This window comes from Roseobacter sp. S87 (genome assembly GCF_055693285.1).
The window spans coordinates 1,273,608-1,291,391 of the sequence record NZ_JBVFTR010000004.1; the positions used below are offsets into that span (position 1 = coordinate 1,273,608).

A 17,784-nucleotide genomic window follows, 5' to 3' on the forward strand; every position below is an offset into this window, starting at 1 on the left:
CAGAAATTGAAAGGGCAAAAACCACCAAATATGGCCCCTGCCCCATTGCCAGCGGCCCCATCCAGGAAGAAACTGGCCGGAAGGTTTATCAAAGGAAACAATTCACATGGCAGGACACGGGTATGAAGGCGGCAGGCTTGATCTGCCGTTTGTCGGGATCTCCACCTTTGGCAAGCGCCCCTATGAACCGGACTGGCAGGCGCTGCAGGCCGATGCCGCCATCCTGGGCGCGCCCTTTGATGCGGGTACCCAATGGCGGTCGGGCGCACGCTTCGGGCCGCGGGGCGTGCGTGAGGCGTCGACCCTGTTCAGTTTTGGCCACGCCGGGGCCTATGACCACGAGGACGACGCGACTTATCTGCCGGGCGACGTCCGCATCGTGGACATGGGCGACGCTGATATAGTGCATACGGACACCGAAAAGAGCCATGCCAATATCGAAACCGGGGTGCGTGCCGCTTTGCGGGCGGGTGCCCTGCCGGTGGTGATTGGCGGAGATCATTCGGTCAACATCCCCTGTATCCGTGCGTTTTCCGGGCCGGAATATACCGGGCGGCCGCTGCATATCCTGCAGATTGATGCGCATCTGGATTTTGTGGATGAACGCCACGGCGTGCGTCACGGTCACGGCAATCCGATGCGCCGGGCGGCGGAACAGGATTATGTCACCGGCCTGACGCAGGTGGGTATCCGCAATGTCAGCTCCACCGCTCAGGAAGGCTATGCCGATGCCCGCGCGATGGGATCCAGCATCATCTCGGTGCGGCAGGCCCGCGCCATGGGTCGCGACGGGGTGCTTGCGCATCTGCCGGCGGAGGCGGACATCTATATCACCATCGATATTGATGCCTTCTGTCCTTCGATCGCCCCGGGGACCGGTACGCCCAGCCACGGTGGCTTTCTCTATTACGAGGTTCTGGAACTCCTGCAGTGCGTCGCGCAGAACCACCGCGTCGCAGGGATTGATCTGGTCGAGGTAGCACCGGATTATGACCCCACAGGGTCCACGTCGATCCTTGCGGCACAGGTGCTGCTGAACCTTCTGGGGTTCATCTTTCATGCCCGTGCGCACAACCCTGCGTTGGGCTGATCAACCGCTGCTCATAACCTTCATGACGATTTCTGGCGGGCAATGCCGCGCGGGGTGCATTATGTGACGCAGATCAGCAGTTTAGCGGCGCGCAATTCCTTAGACTGTTGTCAGACCAAAAATAACAGGTGACCGAACCAAGATGTCCAGCGATCCCCTTGTCGTCTTTACCCCTTCCGGCAAACGGGGGCATTTTCCCGTGGGCACACCGATCCTGACAGCTGCGCGGCAGCTGGGTGTGGATCTCGATTCTGTCTGTGGCGGGCGTGGTATCTGTTCGCGCTGTCAGATCACCCCGAGCTATGGCGAGTTTTCCAAACACGGCGTCACCGTCGAAGCGGACGCCCTGTCGGAATGGAACAGGGTGGAACAGCGCTACAAGGACAAACGCGGGCTGATCGACGGCCGGCGGCTGGGTTGTCAGGCCACGGTTCAGGGCAATGTCGTGATCGATGTGCCGCCCGAAAGTCAGGTGCACAAACAGGTGGTGCGCAAACGGGCCGAGGTGCGCGACATCACACTCGATCCGTCAACCAAGCTCTTTTACGTCGAAGTGCAGGAACCGGACATGCACGACCCGTCCGGCGATCTTGAACGACTGCGCGATGCGCTGCGCGATCAGTGGGAGCTGGAGAACGTCACCGCCGATCTGCATATTCTGCAGGAGATGCAGCCGATCCTGCGCAAGGGAGACTGGAAAGTCACTGTCGCGGTGCATCTGGGGGATCACGAAAACAACCCCCGGATTATGAACATCTGGCCCGGTTACTATGATGGCACAGTTTACGGCCTGGCGGTCGATCTGGGCTCGACCACGATTGCGGCACACCTGTGCGATTTGCAAACAGGTGACGTGCTGGCCTCCTCCGGTCTGATGAACCCGCAGATCCGCTTTGGCGAGGACCTGATGAGCCGGGTCAGCTATTCGATGATGAACGAAGGTGGTGCTGCGGAAATGACCCGCGCGGTGCGCCAGGGCATGCGGGACCTTTTTGAACAGATCGCTGACGAAGCAGAAGTGGACCGCCGCCTGATTGTCGATGCGGTTTTCGTCTGCAACCCGGTGATGCACCATCTGTTTCTGGGTATCGATCCGTTTGAACTGGGCCAAGCGCCCTTTGCGCTGACCACCAACAATGCGCTGCGGCTGCGCGGCGACGATCTGGAACTGAACATTCACCCCTCTGCGCGGGTCTATCTGTTGCCCTGCATCGCCGGCCATGTGGGCGCGGATGCCGCGGCGGTCGCACTTTCTGAGGCTCCGGACAAATCTGATGATCTGGTGCTGGTGGTGGATGTTGGCACCAACGCGGAAATCCTGCTGGGCAACAGGGAAAAGGTGCTGGCCTGTTCCTCGCCGACCGGTCCTGCCTTTGAGGGCGCCCAGATCAGTTCCGGTCAGCGCGCGGCCCCTGGTGCAATCGAACGTGTCGAGATTGACCCCGAGACCAAAGCCCCGCGTTTCCGCGTCATCGGGAGCGACATGTGGTCGGACGATCCGCGCTTTGTAATCGAGACCGGCTCCACCGGCATTACAGGCATCTGCGGCTCTGGCATTATCGAAATGGTCGCCGAAATGCGCATCCACGGTATCGTCGATGCAGCGGGCTTGATCGGTTCGCCGGAACAGACCGGTTCTGACCGCTGTTTTCTCGACGGGCGCACCTATTCCTATCTGGTGCATGACGGACGCCTCGATGGCGGGCCCCTGATCACCATCACCAACCGGGATATCCGCGAAATTCAGATGGCCAAGGCAGCACTCTATTCCGGGGCGCGTCTGCTGATGGACAAATTCGGCGTCGACGAGGTGGACCGCGTGGTGCTGGCCGGTGCCTTTGGTGCACATATCTCCAGCAAACACGCGATGGTGCTGGGCATGATCCCGGATGCGCCGCTCGACAAGGTGACCTCTGCGGGCAACGCAGCGGGCACCGGAGCGCGGATCGCGCTGCTCAACACCGGGGCGCGGGCCGGAATCGAAGCGACCGTCAGAGCCATCCACAAGGTGGAAACGGCCATTGAACCGAGGTTCCAGGAGCATTTTGTGAATGCCTCTGCGATCCCCAATGCGGTTGAACCCTTCCCGATCCTGAACAGTCTGGTGTCGCTGCCCGATGCGACCTTTAACACCGGCGGCGGTGATGGCGGCGCGTCCGGTGGACGCCGCAGACGGCGGCGCGCATGACCGGGGACAACAGCGAACAGCGGGACTTCTGGTCAGATGCCGCCGGGCCCAAATGGGTCGAAATGCAGGTGCAGATGGACCAGCTGATGCAGCCGGTACTGGATGCACTGTGGTCCCGCGCGGGCCTGCAACCGGGGCAGAATGTGCTTGATGTCGGCTCGGGCACCGGGGCCAGCACCCTGCAGGCCGCAGAGCTTGTGGCACCGGGGGGATCGGTTACCGGCGCGGACATTTCCGACAGCATGACGGCACTGGCGCGGACCCGAACGGCAGACCACAATGGCGTTTCGTTGTTGCTGGCGGATGTTGCAGAACACCGGTTCCCCGCCGCCAGCTTTGACGCGGTGATATCGCGTTTCGGTGTGATGTTCTTTGCGGATTCTGATGCCGCTTTCGCCAATATCCGCGCATCTATGGTGCCCGGTGCACAGCTTTGCTTTGCAGCGTGGGCGCAGATACCTGACAACCCGTGGTTCACCCTTGCTGCCAGTGTGGCGAAACCGATCACAGGCGCGCCGCCCCGCCCTGACCCGGATGCCCCCGGCCCCTTTGCGTTCCGGGATCCTGAGCGGGTGCACGGGCATCTGACAGCGGGTGGCTTTTCGGATATCCGGATTGAAACAGCCGACATTCTGCTGGACGGTGGCGACGACCCGCGCGTTCTGGCGGAGACCATGTGCCGGATCGGACCGGCCGAGGTCGCGCTCAGATTTGCTGAGGCTGACACCCGGACAGAACGCGCAGTACGTGACGCGCTGGCGACGGCACTGGATGCTTACACGACCCCTGAAGGCCTGCGTGTTCCGGCATCCATTCACTTTGTCACCGCCCGCGCTTAGGGGCGGCGAAGCTGCTTGACGGCTGACCGGCGCAGGCCTAATCAGGCCGCAGAGGGCGGGTATGGTGAAAAGGTATCACGCGAGCTTCCCAAGCTTAAGTTACGGGTTCGATTCCCGTTACCCGCTCCAGACATTCCGTACCAGTGGCCCCTCCGGGCCAGAGAATTGATCTTGCTGTTATTTCGGCGCGGAGACTGCCGCGCCGCTTTTGCGGAATTCTTCCTCAATCCAGGCCACGATGCGGCTGATCCGCTGGCGGCCGAGGTGGCTGCGGGACCAGGACACGTACAGCCGGTCCGTTGCAGGTTCCGGGTCTGTCCAGACGGTGACCAGCCGTTTCGCGCGCAAATCGTCGCCGATCATGTAATCCGGCGCAATCGCAACCCCATGCCCCCCGACAGCCGCGTCCAGTGCCAGGGCGGACCGGTCAAAATTGAGCAGTTTTTCAGCGCGTCCCTGCCCCGCTTTCTCTATCAGTTTTTCCCATCGCCGATGTGCGTCCTGAAGCAATGGCAGCGTCAGCAGCGCTTTCAGGTCTGGCGTTCTGGCCGGATCGACCAGCGCCGGGCTGCACACCGCGACCAGCCGGATGTCGGTCAACGCACGGCAATGGTGTTCGGGATTGCTGTCCGGCCCGCGCCCGGGCCAGAGCGCGATTTCATTGCGTCCCAGGCTGCGCGGCAGGATCTGCTCATGCACTTCGGTGGTAAGGGAAACGTCGGGAAAGCTGTGAGCGAAGGCGTCCATTCTCGGCATCAGCCACCTGGCCGCCGTTGACGAGCCCAGATGCAGAATGATGCGGTCCTCGCCGCCTCCGATGTCCACGATGGCTGTCTCAAGTATCGACAGGGCCTCGCTGACCGCCTCGTGGCAGCGCGCACCTTCCGGGGTCAGGGAAACACCGCGCGCGCCACGCACCAACAACACCACACCAAGGTCAATTTCGAGCTGACGGATCCGCTGGGATACCGCACCGCGTGTCAGGTTCAGCTCCTCTGCCGCGCGCTGCAGGTTCCCGTGAGAGGCCGCCATCGCGAACACCCGGAGCGCATTGAGGTTGATGTGTTGCATTCGGCGGCCCCGAGCCGTTAGTTTTTCTGAACGCTGGCGAAGATATCCTGCTTTGTCAAACCGTTCTGCATGACGGATACAGTGGCGAGGAGCACAACAACCCAGCAGGTGTGAAAGATCATGGAACAGGTTATCCGCGCCGCAGCCCCCGATGACATCCCCGGCCTGGTCCGGTTGCTGATGTCGGACGCAAAGGCGCGGCAATCCACCGACCCGGCTCTGTGGAAGATTTCCGGCGACGCACCTGCGCAGATCAGCGAGGCGCTGACCTTTGCGCTGACCGCGGCTGAGCAACCTTTTCGCCAGGTATGGCTGGTGGCCGAAACCGCCGGGCAGATCACCGGGGTTGTGCATTCGATGCTGCTCCCGGTACCGCCGATCTATGCAGGCTCAAAAGGGGATCCGGGGCTGATCCTGCCGGACAGTTTTGTGTCCCCTGATGCGCCGGATGGTACCGCCGGTTCACTTGTAGCGGCGGCTGAGGATGCCCTGCGCGCGCTGGGTGCACAGATCATTCTGTCATCATGGGTCACGGGCGAAAACTGGAAAGAAGCTTTCGCCCGGCGCGGCTATGATCCTCTGACCCTATATCTGTCACGGACCGGGTTCCGCGCGCAGGATGAAGCCACTGATGTGCGCGACGCCAGCATGGATGACATCGCGGGGATTGTCCGGCGCAGCGCCGAAAACAGGCGTGTTCTGTTCGACATTGACCCCTTCTGGGAAAGCCATCCGGAGGCAGATGCCCGGTTTGGGGCCTGGATGACCCGCAGCCTGACGCTCGAAGACCGCGATATGCGGGTTGTCGGACCGCCCGGTGAAGTCGCGGGATATGTGATTGCACAGCCTGCGTCGCGGCTCCATTTTCCGCCCGCCCATGACATCAGCGGCACCGGGGTTATTGATGATTTTTACCACCACGAACTGGCTGATTTTGAGAAGTCCCTACCGAATGCTCCTGGTGCGGCTGCTCTGCTTCATGCCGCTGAAACCGCTTTTCAGCAAAGAGGCATTGATACAGCTTTTGTAGTTTGCCCGGCGGGCTGGTATTCAAAAATCCGCATGCTGGAGACCGCCGGTTACGAAACGGCCATGGTCTGGTCCATCAGGCGTTGACTGAGCGGCCCCTCTGCTGCAATGCCGATGGGTCGGACGGGTCGGAGAACCGACAGACCCGCGGGACACGGGCGTGTCCAGCGGATGTCAGCCGGAAACGATCTGAAGATGCCGGTGTTTTCTGGCGTACTCCTGAAATTCGCTGAAGGGCATTGGCTTGCCGAAGAGGTATCCCTGTGCTTCGCCGACATGGTGCGCTCTGAGAAAATTCAGATGTTCCTGTGTCTCTACACCTTCGCACAGAATGATCATTCCCATCTTCCGGCACAGTTTTTCAACGGCTTCGAGGATGCTCTCCGCAGCCGGATCAGAGCCAAGCCCGGATATCAGGGATTTGTCGACCTTCAGCTTATTGATCGGCAGACGCGACAACTGGCCCAGCGACGAATAACCGGTGCCGAAATCATCAAGGGCCCAGCGAACGCCCCTGAACTGAATATCCCGCATCTTTTCGACGTGCTCACCGGTTCCGTCGAACAACACGGTTTCGGTCAGCTCCAGCCAAAGGCGGGAGGCCGGGAAGCCCGTTTTCTGCAACAGGTTATTGAGGTTGCAGACGATATCCCCGGAGGCCATCTGCACACCTGAAACATTGACTGCCACCGTCAGGTGCTCTGGCAGCTGTAAGGTGTCCGCGATGGCTTTTTCAATGACCCAGGCGCCGATTTCGTGGATGAACCCCGTCGATTCCGCGATTTCGATGAATTCGTCAGGAAAAACCTGGCCGAGGGTGCCTGATTTCCAGCGGATCAGCGCTTCGGATCCGGTCAGCCTGAGGTCCCTGACACAGTGCTGGGGCTGGTACCAGACCTCAAATTCTTCACGATCAAGCGCCTGTCCCATGGCGCGTTCTATCTGGCGCGAGCGGAACTGCCTGGCGGAGATCACCGGATTGAAAGGACGCGGTGCGCTGTCGCCTTCCTGACGGGCGGAATCGAGAGATTCTTCAGCCCGGGTCAGCGCTTCCTGCGCCGAAATACTTTTGTCGGGCGCGATCACTGCGTAGCCTGTGTTGACCCCGACGCTGGCGTGCGACCCGTCCAGTTTGTAAGGGGCACTGACAATATCACCGATCCGTTTGGCCAGAATGGCAGCATCATGTTCATCAGTCGCGAATTCAGTAAAACAGGCGAAAGTATCGCCCCCCAACCGCGCGACGGCTGATGTATTGACGTCCGCGTCCTCAAGCCGCTTGACGACTGTCTGCAGCAGTGCATCCCCCACGGGACGGCCCAGCACGGTATTGACGGTTTTGAACCGGCTGAGATTGAAGGCAAAGACCGCAAACGGTTCCCTGGCTTCGAGGCGCATCTGGATGAATTCGATAAACACCCCGCGCCGCAACGCACCGGTCAGCGCATCGTAGCTGGACAGATAGGCAATGTCGCGTTCCTGTTGTTTTTGCGTCGTGACGTCCCGGATCGAAAGCGTCGCAATGCGGACGGCCTGCCCCCTGCCTCGCGAGAAAGAAACCGTTTCCGAAGGCGTGACGGTGTATTCCAGGTACAATGTGCCACCGGTGCCGCCGGTTTCATGTTTGCGGAGCGAACTGCCTTTGCCGCTCTTTATCGCGTCAAGCGCCTGCTGCTTGAGGCGCGGGGGCACTATGGGCACCCCGTCCGGACCACCCCCAAAGAGCCGCAGTGCAGTCTGGCTGTGTTTCCGCACCGCGCCAGTCTCATCAACAATGATGATCGCGTCGAAACTGTCGTCAAAAACCTGTTGCAGCAGCGCAGAGGTGTTCGCAACCTCCTGCCGCTGGCGGCTGATGACAGCGCGGTTGACTTTGAGGCGCCACAGGAGAGACCAGCTGCAGAAGGCCAGCAACCCGGGGTAAAGAGCCCCTGTTGGCAGAACGATTGCGGATCTGGCGAAAAGATGCAGGGCGGCGACCTCAGCGGCGGCAATGCTGACGGCTCCGGTCGTAAGCTGAAACGCCGGGTTCCGGAAAGGGCGGGTCTGCAGCACCAGAAGCAGGATCAGAAGGGCGCCAAAGACCAGCGCTGGTTCCAGTCGCATCGGGACTGTACCCGAGGCCAGAGTTTCGGTGGCCAGAACATGCACAAGAGGTCCGGGAATAATGCCGTGAACGGGCACGGTGAACAGATCGCCCAGTTCAATGGCCGATGCGCCAACAACCACCGAGCGCCCCGCAATATTTTGTGGGTCAAACCTGCCGCGCGCAACATCGTAAGCGGACAGCACCGGCACGCTGTCCGGCCGGATTGAATAGTTGATGGAAAAACTGTCTGACCGTTCGGAGAAGGCCCCGGTGAGCAATGCTGCGGCCGATGGGATGAATTCATCCTCCACCATGTCACCGTATGGGTAAAAACGGACAGCCCCCTGGTTGTCGCTGAAGACATTGACCAGCGCAGGCCAGCTTCGGGTGGCGAACAGATCGAGCGGGCGGTTTGTCACAGGAGCGGTCGCGCCATCCCGGTCCAGCTGCCGGAAAACCGGAAGATAGGCATTGCCTGAACGCTCCAGCGCATCGGCAAATGCGGCGTCGCCCGCGGGATCTGCCGCAAAGGCAAAATCCACATCGAAGAACACATCAAGCGCACCGGCCTCAGTGAGATTTTCGAGGATGTTACCGTGTATTCTGCGCGACCAGGGCCATTCACCAACGGCCTGCAGAGACGCCGCATCGATCGCGACAAACACGAAATCCCCGGATGCATCCCGGGTGATCAGTGCTGACCGGACATCTTCCAGCCGTTCATTGAACGCGCGCAGAAAGCCGCCGCGGTCCATCAGGACGACCGCGGCGACGATCAGATGTGCTGCAATCAGACACCGTGCGATATGCAGCCGAGCAGTCAGTCGTCCCTACCGTTTCCGCCGCCGTTCCCGCCGCTGTTGCCGCCGCCGTTCCCGCCGCTGTTGCCGCCGCTGTTGCCGCCGCCGTTCCCGCCGCTGTTGCCGCCGCCGTTCCCGCCGCTGTTGCCGCCGCCGTTTCCGCCGCTGTTGCCACCGCCGTTCCCGCCGCTGTTGCTGCCGCCGTTCCCGCCGCTGTTGCCGCCTCCGTTGCCATTGCCGTTCCCGCCACTGTTGCCATTGCCGTTTCCGCCGGCGTTGTTCGATTTACCGCCTGCGTTGTTCGTTTTGCCGTTTGCTGCAAAGGCTTTCCCGTTGGCAATACCGGTCGCACTTGCGTTCTGACGGGCAGTCTCAGGCGGTGCTGGCCGCAGGCTCAGGCTGAAACTGTTTGGAGCCCCCGGGACGCGACTTGTCACTTCAGAACGCTCAACGCTCAGTGAGCCACCGGAAGATGTGGCCTCCCGGCCTTCGCTGACGTCAACGCTGCGGCCCTCGCTGCGCACTTCGACAAGCCCCTTATCCACCCGGACCGAAGCGCTGTTCTCGTCTGTTGTGACTTCGAGCACGGTGCCTTTGATCACGGCGGCCAGATGTGGGGTCACAACGCTGGTACGTTTCCGGTCCCGACTTGAGACTGACAGGAACACGGACCCGCGCCGCTGGGTAACCTGTGTCGTCTGACCGGTCGGCTGAGAGACCGACAGCGCGGCGAGCGTATTGGCCCGGTAAATGATCCGCTCGGCACCCCGTGCCAGAATTACGCGGCTGCGGGCGCCTGTCCTGATCCAGGTGCCGCTGGTCAGTTCGGTGCCGTCTTCAGCCCGGCTCCAGGTCGTGCCGTCAACTGAAACGCGGACGTTGCCGTCTGCACGCTGCAGCTCCCAGGTTTCAGCAAGCGCCGGAAAGGTACTGATCAGTAAAAAGGCGAGAAAGGCCAGAATACGGAAGAACATGAGTAATCTCCTTAGAAAGCACAGAGGGAATGCCTCCAAGAAGTAAAAAAATGTCAAATACCGCCCTGTTTCCGGCCGCATGTGGTTAACAGTCGCCTGGTTTGCGGGAGCGCCACGGATGCCGGGTTTCCTTCCAAAAAGGGTGCGCGATACCTGCAGCCCCAGCCCTGCATCGTGGTGGAGCTCGACCGCCATAAGACCCGCTCATCAAAGCCGGAAAGCCGCCGGCGTCAGCTCAGCAGCACATCACCGAATGTCTCGCGCAGATTGCGCTTGAGCACCTTGCCTGTGGCATTCCGTGGCAGAACGTCCGTAAAGACCACTGTGTCTGGCACCTGCCAGCGGGCAACCCTGCCCTTGAATACCGCCAGAACGTCTTCAACGTCTGCCTCGGTGCCCTCCTCCAGTACGGCAATCAGCACCGGGCGTTCGTCCCATTTGGCATGACGTGCGCCGATCACAGCCGCATCCGCCAGAGCGGGATGGGCAATGGCAATGCCCTCCAGTTCGACCGAACTGATCCACTCTCCGCCGGACTTGATGATGTCTTTCGAGCGGTCGCGGATCGTCAGGTATCCGTCGGGATCAATGGTGGCCACGTCGCCGGTGTTGAACCAGCCGTCCTGCAGCGTTTCATCGGCTGTGCTCTGGAAATATGCCTCAAGGATGTAATGCCCGCGGACCAGCAGTTCGCCCTGTGTCTGCCCGTCCTGCGGCAGATCCGCACCATTCGCATCCACGATTTTCATCTCCACGCCCCAGGGTGGTCTTCCCTGGTTCTCGCGCAGCCGGTGCTGGTCAGCAAGCGGCAGTTCCGCGTGCCGGGCCAGAGGCGTGTTGATCGTCCCCAGCGGTGACATCTCGGTCATGCCCCAGGCATGTACGGTTTCCACGCCGTATCGCTCCCGGAAAGTCTCGATCATCGATGGCGGGCAGGCTGAGCCACCCACAACCGTTTTCTCCAGCGGTTTCAGCTCACTGCCAGCCGCTTCTGCATGGCCGAGCAGGCCGAGCCATATCGTTGGCACACCCAGAGCCACAGAGACGTTATACGTATCGATCAGACTGACCAGGGATGCGCCGTCGAGCCCGGGTCCCGGCAGCACCATGCGCGATCCGGTCATGGCGCAGGCATAGGGCGTGCCCCAGGCATTTACGTGGAACATGGGCACAACCGGCAGCACCACATCCTTCGCGGAAAAACCTATGCTGTCCGGCAGACTGGCGGCGAAACTGTGCAGTACCGTGGACCGGTGGGAAAAGAGAACACCTTTTGGGTTTCCGGTCGTTCCGGAGGTATAACAGAGACTTGACGCCGTTTCTTCATCCAGTTCCGGCCATGTGTATGCGTCATCACCCGAAGCCAGAAGATCATCATAGGCCATGATGCCCGGTAACGTTTCACCGGCATCGCCCACATCCGCCTCCATCAGCACGATGTGCTTCAGCGTCGTCAGCTGGTCGCGGATGGCGGCCACAAGCGGCACAAAGGTGCTATCGATAAACAGGACCTCGTCCCCGGCGTGGTTGATAATATAGACCAATTGTTCGGGAAAAAGCCGCGGGTTTATGGTGTGGCACACAAAGCCCCCGCCTGAGGCACCGAAGTAAATCTCCAGATGCCGCCTGTTGTTCCAGGCAATGGTGGCGCAGCGCGCCTGAGGCCCGAGGCCCAGACTGGTGAGTGCAGATGCGAGCCTGCGCGCATTTCTGTCAATCTGCCCCCATGTGGTCCGTTCGGTTCCGCCGCTGGTGTTCACCGACACAACTTCCGTCTGCCCGTGATAGCGGCCCGCATGCGCCACAAGCGACGAAATCGTCAGCGGCATCTGCATCATTTGTCCCAGCATCGGATCCCTCCCGTGATCGCCCGTCGTCACAGCGTGCCCGCTGGGTCGGGTTCTGGCAAGCCTTGGCAAAACCGACCGGGGCCGCTAAGCCCGCGCCATGACCCTGAAATACCACACCCCGCTGAGCGCTGAGGAACAGTCAGACCTTGGCATTGACCCGCCTGCCGTGCTTGCGATGGCCGACCGGGTGCGTTTTTCTGAACTCGACCCCCTGAAGCACGTCAACAACGCAGTCTATATGGCCTGGTTTGAGCGGTTGCGGATCAGGTACACCCAGGAATGGGGCCTCACACGATACGCTCTGACCGGCGACGGACCACGCATCGTGATCCGGTCGGGTGCTATCCATTACCGGCAGGAGATGCTGATGGATGAAGACTATGTGGTGACCTGCCAGTGCACGGGTTTCCGGCGGACGTCCTTCACCCTGGCGCAGCAGCTCTGGGCCGGTGGCACGCTGCGCGCCACTTTCGAATGCGTGCTTGTCCTGCTGAACCAGGACGGTGACGGCAGGTACCCTGTTCCCGATGCGATGATCGACAGGTTCCGCGCAGTTGATGGCGCGACACCCGACAGGTGAGATCAGCCGCGGTTGCGGTGGACAAAGCCCACAAGCGCTGCGGTTGAGCCGTCTTTACCTGCGGCATCCGCGGTGCCCTCGACGACCGGCTGAAGCGACGTGGCCAGTTCCTTGCCCAGCTCCACGCCCCACTGGTCGAAGGAGTTGATCCCCAAGATCACGCCCTCGACAAACACCCGGTGTTCATAGAGCGCCACGATCTGACCGAGGGTAAAGGGATCAAGTTGCGGCCAGGCCAGCGTAACGGAGGGCCGGTTGCCTTCGAACACGCGGTGTTGCGCCTGGCGTTCCAGCTCATCGCCGGTCAGGCCCTTTTCGGCCATACGCGCGCGCGCTTCCTCAATGCTGCGGCCCCGCATCAGGGCTTCGGACTGCGCGAGACAGTTCGCCACAAGCAGCTGATGGTGATGCGCCAGATCGCTTTCGTGACCTTCGGCAGCAATCATGAATTCGCAGGGAATGACCCGCGTGCCCTGGTGGATCAGCTGGTAAAAGGCGTGCTGGCCATTGGTGCCCGCCGCCCCCCAGACAACCGGCCCGCTGTCGACAGTGACCGGCGTACCGTCCATCTGCACACGCTTGCCGTTCGATTCCATCTCAAGCTGCTGGAAATAGTCCGGCAGCCGCGCAAGGCGCTGGTCATAGGGCAGCACAGCCCGGCTGGCATGACCGCAGACCTGCGCGTGCCAAACGCCTGTCAGCGCCAGCAGGACCGGGAGATTTTCATGGAACTCTGCCGCCTGAAAGTGCCGGTCCATCGCCTGCCCACCCCGCAGAAAAGCGTCAAAGGCTTCCGGTCCGATCGCGATCATCAGCGACAGGCCAATCGGCCCCCACATGGAGTAACGGCCGCCAACCCAGTCTTCGAACCCGAACACACGCTCTGCCGGAATGCCGAAATCTGCGGTCAGATCCGCCGCAGTGCTGAGCGCTGCGAACTGCGCGCCAGGATCACCGCCCTGATCGGCCATCCACGCGCGGGCCGTGCGCGCATTGGTCATTGTCTCGATCGTCGTGAACGTTTTGGACGCGACAATCACCAGCGTGGTTCTGGCATCCAGCCCCCGCAGCGTATCGGCAATATGCGCGCCATCGACGTTTGACACAAAATGACAGCGTGGCCCGTCCGCCCAGGGGCTGAGCGCCTGATATGCCATCGCGGGGCCAAGGTCCGATCCGCCGATCCCGATATTCATCACATCCGTGATGCCGCTGTCGCGCACCTGACGCGCATAGGCCCGCATCCGGTCCAGAGTGTCCAGCACGCCGGGCATCACATCCTGCCCGTCCACCATGACAGGGTCGCCATCTAGGTTCCGCAGAGCTGTGTGCAGAACTGCACGTCCTTCGGTGTCATTGATGGCCGCACCGCTGAACATTGCGTCGCGTTTTTCTGCGACCCCGGCAGCGTCAGCCAGCGCAATCAGCGCATCGCGCGTTTCCGTGTCGATATTGGTTTTGGAGTAGTCAAACAGCATATCGCCGGTCTGGGCGCTGAATACCTGCGCTCTGTCAGGCGCGTCGAAGAGCGAAAGGATCCGACGGTCCCGGTTTTGCCGTTCAAGGCCGCGCAATGCGTCCCACTGCGTGTTCAGGCGGCCCAATGGACATTCCCTCCTTTGATCGCAGCACCAATCGGGGCCTGAGACGCCGGCAGGGTCATGGCCCGTTCCAGTGCTGCTTTTTTGTCGTCGCCAAAGATGATCAGATGTTTGTCCATGGCCCCCTCAAGCACGGGTCCGCTGAGCGAAATGCGCGCTTCGGGCTGGCTGTCCGGCGCCATGGCGACCAGGTGCGGCGCGTTGCGGTCCAGCGCTGCCTCAACCCCCGGCGCGTCAGGAAACAGCGAGGCCGTGTGCATATCGGCCCCCATGCCCAGCAAAAGGACCGAAACCGGGATCAGCGGCGCAATTTCCGCAGAGAGCACCGGAGCTGCCTCTTCGGCCGTCATGCCCTCACGGTAGAACGGAAAAAACTGTGCCGCTGCCGCCCGGCCCGTCAGCAGACGCTCTTTGACCAGCGCGGTGTTTGACCGGGGGTGGTCTTCGGGCACCCAGCGTTCGTCTGTCAGCATGACATGAACGCGGGACCAGTCGATATCCACCGAACTCATCGCATCAAAAACCGGCCCCGGCGTTGTACCACCCGGCACAGCAAAGCTGGCTACATCGTGGCGCAGCAGGCATTTTCGCAGATCACTTGTGATCGCATGGGCGACATTCATCACCGCCATGTCTCTGTCAGCATTTTCGTTGAAATTCATGGTGTCACCTTTCGCCAGGCCCGCGCGTCCCGCGCCATCAGCTGATCTGAGGCATCCGGGCCGGCGCTGCCGCTGTCATAGGGTTTGGGCACATCGGCGCGTGCTGTCCAGCCCTCAATGATCGGATCGGTCCAGGCCCAGGCGGCCTCAACCTCGTCGCCGCGCATAAACAAAGTCTGGTTGCCACGGATCACATCCATGATCAGCCGCTCATAGGCATCCACGTTTTCAGCGCCCTCCGGGCCAAGCGCATCCGCAAAGGTCATGTCCAGCGGCACATCAATCAGGCGCATCCCGCCCGGTCCGGGCTCCTTGATCGTCACGCCCAGCGTAATGCCCTCGTTCGGCTGCAGCCTGATTGACAGCACATTGCGGTGACGTCCGGCTTCGTCACCAAAGATCGAATGGGGCGTATCCTTGAAAACAACAGAAATCTCGCTGGACCGCGCCGTCATCCGCTTGCCCGTGCGCAGATAGATCGGTGTGCCCGCCCAACGCCAGTTGGCCACATGGGTTTTCATTGCCAGAAAGCTCTCGGTCCGCGAACGCGGATCGCCGACGGCGGTACGGTAATCCGGCATGTCCTCCGGGTCATCCGGATCAGCGTCATACTGGCCCCGGACGATGTGATGCGGCTCCACTGGCTCCAGCGCGCGGATCACCTTGAGCTTTTCGTCGCGCACAGCATCGGGGTCAAACCGTGCCGGCGGCTCCATCGCGATAAGGCACAGCAGCTGCATCAGGTGGTTCTGCACCATGTCCCGCATGGCGCCGGATTTGTCGTAATATTCGCCCCGCCCGCCGACACCAACGGTTTCTGCGACCGTAATCTGGATATGGTCAATGAACTGACTGTTCCACAACGGCTCAAAGAGCATGTTGCCAAACCGGATCGCCATCAGGTTCTGTACGGTTTCCTTGCCCAGATAGTGGTCAATCCGGTAAATCTGTTTCTCGTCAAAGTACTTTGCTAGCGTGGCATTGAGTTCGCGCGCTGTCGCAAGATCGCGGCCAAAGGGTTTCTCCACGACAATTCTGGCGGTGTCGTCCGCCATGCCATAGCTTTGCAGCCGCTCGGCCAGAACACCGAACAACGACGGTGCCACCGAGAAATAATAGGCTTCGATGCGGTCGCTGCCCGCCATCTTGTCCCGCAGCGTTTCCCAGCCGCCCGTGCCTTTTGCGTCAATTGCCACGTAATCAAGGCATTCAAGGAAGTTCTCAAGTGTTCCGTCCTCGCAGGCGCGGTCGCCGCCGAATTCGCGGATCGCTTCGGCGGCAAGCGCCTGGTATGCTGCGCGGTCCATACTACTGCGTGCGGCACCGATAATGCGCGCATCCGGCGGCATCTGCGATGAACAGTACCGGCGGAACAGGCCCGGCAGAATCTTGCGGCGGGCGAGGTCGCCTGTTCCGCCGAAGATGACAAGATCAAAGGGATCGACAGGGATAACGCGCGAAACCATAGTGTTTTTCCTGAATGCACTGCCCGCAGGCCGGTTTGTGTTAGCGCAAACATACTCAAAAGCGCCCTGATCACAAGACCGTGCACGGCAGTGGGCGGATGTTTTCTTGCCTTTATCTGTACCCTGCCCCATTTTCTGGCTCAAGAAGGACAAAGGACCCCCCGCGATATGAAAGATCTCGCTGAGGCCAACGCAGGCAAGTTTCTCGACCCGGAAATCACCGCAAAAGGAGAACCACGCGCCACCGTCGCGCTCACCGCGCCAAAAACGCTTTGGTTCAATACCGGTACCCTGTGCAATATTGAATGTGTGAACTGCTATATTGAGAGCAGCCCGTCCAATGACGCGCTGGTGTATATTACAGCGGATGAGGTCCGTGACTATCTGGGCCAGCTGGAAGAGCGGTCCTGGGGCGTGACGGAGATCGCGTTCACGGGGGGCGAACCCTTCATGAACCCGCAGATGATCGGGATGGCTGAGGCTGCGCTGGAACGCGGGTATGATGTGCTGATCCTGACCAATGCAATGCGCCCGATGATGCGGCGCGGTATGCAGGAAGGCCTGCTACGTCTGAACGCCGCATGGCCGGGCAAACTGACGCTGCGGATATCGGTCGATCACTACGACATGGATCTGCATGATGCCGAACGCGGTGCCGGTGCTTTCGACAAGACCCTGAAGGGTATGCACTGGCTGCGCGACAACGACATCCGCATGGCTGTGGCCGGCCGTTCTGTGATGGCGCACAGCGAGGCGGAAAGCCGTGCCGGATATGCCGCGTTCTTTGCAGAGCATGGATTTGACATTGATGCAGATGACCCGGGCATGACTGTTCTGTTTCCTGAAATGGACACGAGTGTCGAAGTGCCGGAGATCACGACCGCCTGCTGGGGTATTCTGGGCAAATCCCCGGACGCACTGATGTGTGCGTCATCTCGGATGGTCGTCAAACGCAAGGGGGCTGCGAAACCCGCCGTGCTGGCCTGTACCCTCCTGCCCTATGATGCGGCTTTTGAACTGGGGACAACGCTCCGGGAAGCCGAAGGGTCGGTTGCGCTGAACCATCCTCACTGCGCGAAGTTCTGCGTTCTGGGTGGCGCGAGCTGTTCTGCCTGAGGACAGGGAGGTCAGTGCAGTGTGAATTCACCTGTCACGTTGCGCCATTCGCCGGGGCTGATCATTTTGCGGTGCGTGAACCGCACCGAATGCAGGGGCCCTTCGATTTCTGACTGCCAGTACTCCACAAACTGAAATAACCGCGGATGGTCCGGGGCGATGTCGTATTCCTGCCAGACAAAGGTGTTCAGCACATGGGTGAAATCTGGCATGCGATAAAAGAACTCGGCTGTCGTTAGGCCATAGCCCTTCAGCATCAGTTCGGTCTCGGATATGGGCATTTTTAGCGCCTCTTTTCTGTTGCTCCCCCTCAGAATGCCACGAAGAAATTACTTTTCAATAAAAACAGTGTGTTATCACTCAAGCGGCGTTGCTGCCAGCGCCCCGGGCACAGAGGCATTGCACCTTATATGTCCCCTCTGCTAGTAT

14 protein-coding genes and 1 tRNA gene are annotated in these 17,784 nt (G+C 60.9%); 7 read left to right on the top strand and 8 right to left on the bottom strand.

Annotated elements, in window-relative coordinates; all coding sequences use genetic code 11:
- Nucleotides 1-106 precede the first annotated feature (106 nt).
- The 4 genes from speB to ACZ1HA_RS07210 all read left to right on the top strand — a co-directional run bounded on the left by speB (nt 107) and on the right by ACZ1HA_RS07210 (nt 4,246).
- A complete protein-coding gene (gene speB, locus ACZ1HA_RS07195) occupies nt 107-1,090 on the top strand; it encodes an agmatinase (protein WP_472713408.1) in 984 nt (327 codons plus the stop codon).
- A 142-nt stretch (nt 1,091-1,232) separates the two neighbouring features.
- Nucleotides 1,233-3,278 (top strand): ASKHA domain-containing protein, encoded by a 2,046-nt coding sequence (locus tag ACZ1HA_RS07200; RefSeq protein ID WP_472713409.1) that lies wholly within the window; start codon nt 1,233-1,235, stop codon nt 3,276-3,278.
- Complete coding sequence (locus tag ACZ1HA_RS07205; protein ID WP_472713410.1) at nt 3,275-4,117, top strand: class I SAM-dependent methyltransferase; 843 nt, start codon at nt 3,275-3,277, stop codon at nt 4,115-4,117. The genes ACZ1HA_RS07200 and ACZ1HA_RS07205 overlap by 4 nt, the downstream gene beginning before the upstream one ends.
- A gap of 55 nt (nt 4,118-4,172) precedes the next feature.
- Nucleotides 4,173-4,246: transfer RNA gene (locus ACZ1HA_RS07210), tRNA-Gly, on the top strand.
- 48 nt (nt 4,247-4,294) lie between these two features.
- Here ACZ1HA_RS07210 and ACZ1HA_RS07215 read toward each other — a convergent pair.
- Nucleotides 4,295-5,188, bottom strand: coding sequence for a LysR family transcriptional regulator (locus ACZ1HA_RS07215; RefSeq protein ID WP_472713411.1), 894 nt, complete (start codon nt 5,186-5,188; stop codon nt 4,295-4,297).
- Between the two features lie 120 nt (nt 5,189-5,308).
- Here ACZ1HA_RS07215 and ACZ1HA_RS07220 point away from each other — a divergent pair, with 120 nt between their 5' ends.
- Complete coding sequence (locus ACZ1HA_RS07220) at nt 5,309-6,304, top strand: hypothetical protein (RefSeq protein ID WP_472713412.1); 996 nt, start codon at nt 5,309-5,311, stop codon at nt 6,302-6,304.
- Nucleotides 6,305-6,391: 87 nt separating this feature from the next.
- On the opposite strand, the gene ACZ1HA_RS07225 is transcribed toward ACZ1HA_RS07220, so the two are convergent.
- The 3 genes from ACZ1HA_RS07225 to ACZ1HA_RS07235 all read right to left on the bottom strand — a co-directional run bounded on the left by ACZ1HA_RS07225 (nt 6,392) and on the right by ACZ1HA_RS07235 (nt 11,930).
- A complete protein-coding gene (locus ACZ1HA_RS07225; protein ID WP_472715296.1) occupies nt 6,392-9,130 on the bottom strand; it encodes an EAL domain-containing protein in 2,739 nt (912 codons plus the stop codon).
- Nucleotides 9,127-10,080, bottom strand: a complete 954-nt coding sequence (locus tag ACZ1HA_RS07230) for a FecR domain-containing protein (RefSeq protein ID WP_472713413.1) — start codon at nt 10,078-10,080, stop codon at nt 9,127-9,129. Before ACZ1HA_RS07230 ends, ACZ1HA_RS07225 begins: the two co-directional genes overlap by 4 nt.
- A gap of 230 nt (nt 10,081-10,310) precedes the next feature.
- Nucleotides 10,311-11,930 carry a long-chain-fatty-acid--CoA ligase gene (locus ACZ1HA_RS07235; protein WP_472713414.1) on the bottom strand — a complete coding sequence of 540 codons (1,620 nt, stop codon included), beginning with the start codon at nt 11,928-11,930 and terminating at the stop codon, nt 10,311-10,313.
- Between the two features lie 97 nt (nt 11,931-12,027).
- Here ACZ1HA_RS07235 and ACZ1HA_RS07240 point away from each other — a divergent pair, with 97 nt between their 5' ends.
- Nucleotides 12,028-12,510, top strand: coding sequence for an acyl-CoA thioesterase (locus tag ACZ1HA_RS07240; protein ID WP_436399368.1), 483 nt, complete (start codon nt 12,028-12,030; stop codon nt 12,508-12,510).
- Between the two features lie 2 nt (nt 12,511-12,512).
- On the opposite strand, the gene pgi is transcribed toward ACZ1HA_RS07240, so the two are convergent.
- From pgi to zwf, 3 genes are read right to left on the bottom strand one after another with little or no spacing between them, the layout of a single operon-like run.
- On the bottom strand, nt 12,513-14,105 hold the full coding sequence (gene pgi, locus ACZ1HA_RS07245) for a glucose-6-phosphate isomerase (protein ID WP_472715297.1): 1,593 nt from the start codon (nt 14,103-14,105) through the stop codon (nt 12,513-12,515).
- A complete protein-coding gene (gene pgl / locus ACZ1HA_RS07250) occupies nt 14,102-14,773 on the bottom strand; it encodes a 6-phosphogluconolactonase (RefSeq protein ID WP_472713415.1) in 672 nt (223 codons plus the stop codon). Before pgl ends, pgi begins: the two co-directional genes overlap by 4 nt.
- Complete coding sequence (gene zwf / locus ACZ1HA_RS07255; RefSeq protein WP_472713416.1) at nt 14,770-16,239, bottom strand: glucose-6-phosphate dehydrogenase; 1,470 nt, start codon at nt 16,237-16,239, stop codon at nt 14,770-14,772. The genes pgl and zwf overlap by 4 nt, the downstream gene beginning before the upstream one ends.
- 168 nt (nt 16,240-16,407) lie before the next feature.
- Here zwf and ACZ1HA_RS07260 point away from each other — a divergent pair, with 168 nt between their 5' ends.
- Nucleotides 16,408-17,355: a radical SAM protein gene (locus ACZ1HA_RS07260; protein ID WP_472713417.1), complete on the top strand. Its 948-nt coding sequence runs from the start codon at nt 16,408-16,410 to the stop codon at nt 17,353-17,355.
- A gap of 11 nt (nt 17,356-17,366) precedes the next feature.
- Here ACZ1HA_RS07260 and ACZ1HA_RS07265 read toward each other — a convergent pair whose 3' ends face one another.
- The gene (locus tag ACZ1HA_RS07265; protein ID WP_472713418.1) at nt 17,367-17,636 is read right to left on the bottom strand and encodes an usg protein; all 270 of its coding nucleotides are present in this window, start codon (nt 17,634-17,636) and stop codon (nt 17,367-17,369) included.
- Nucleotides 17,637-17,784: the final 148 nt, after the last annotated feature.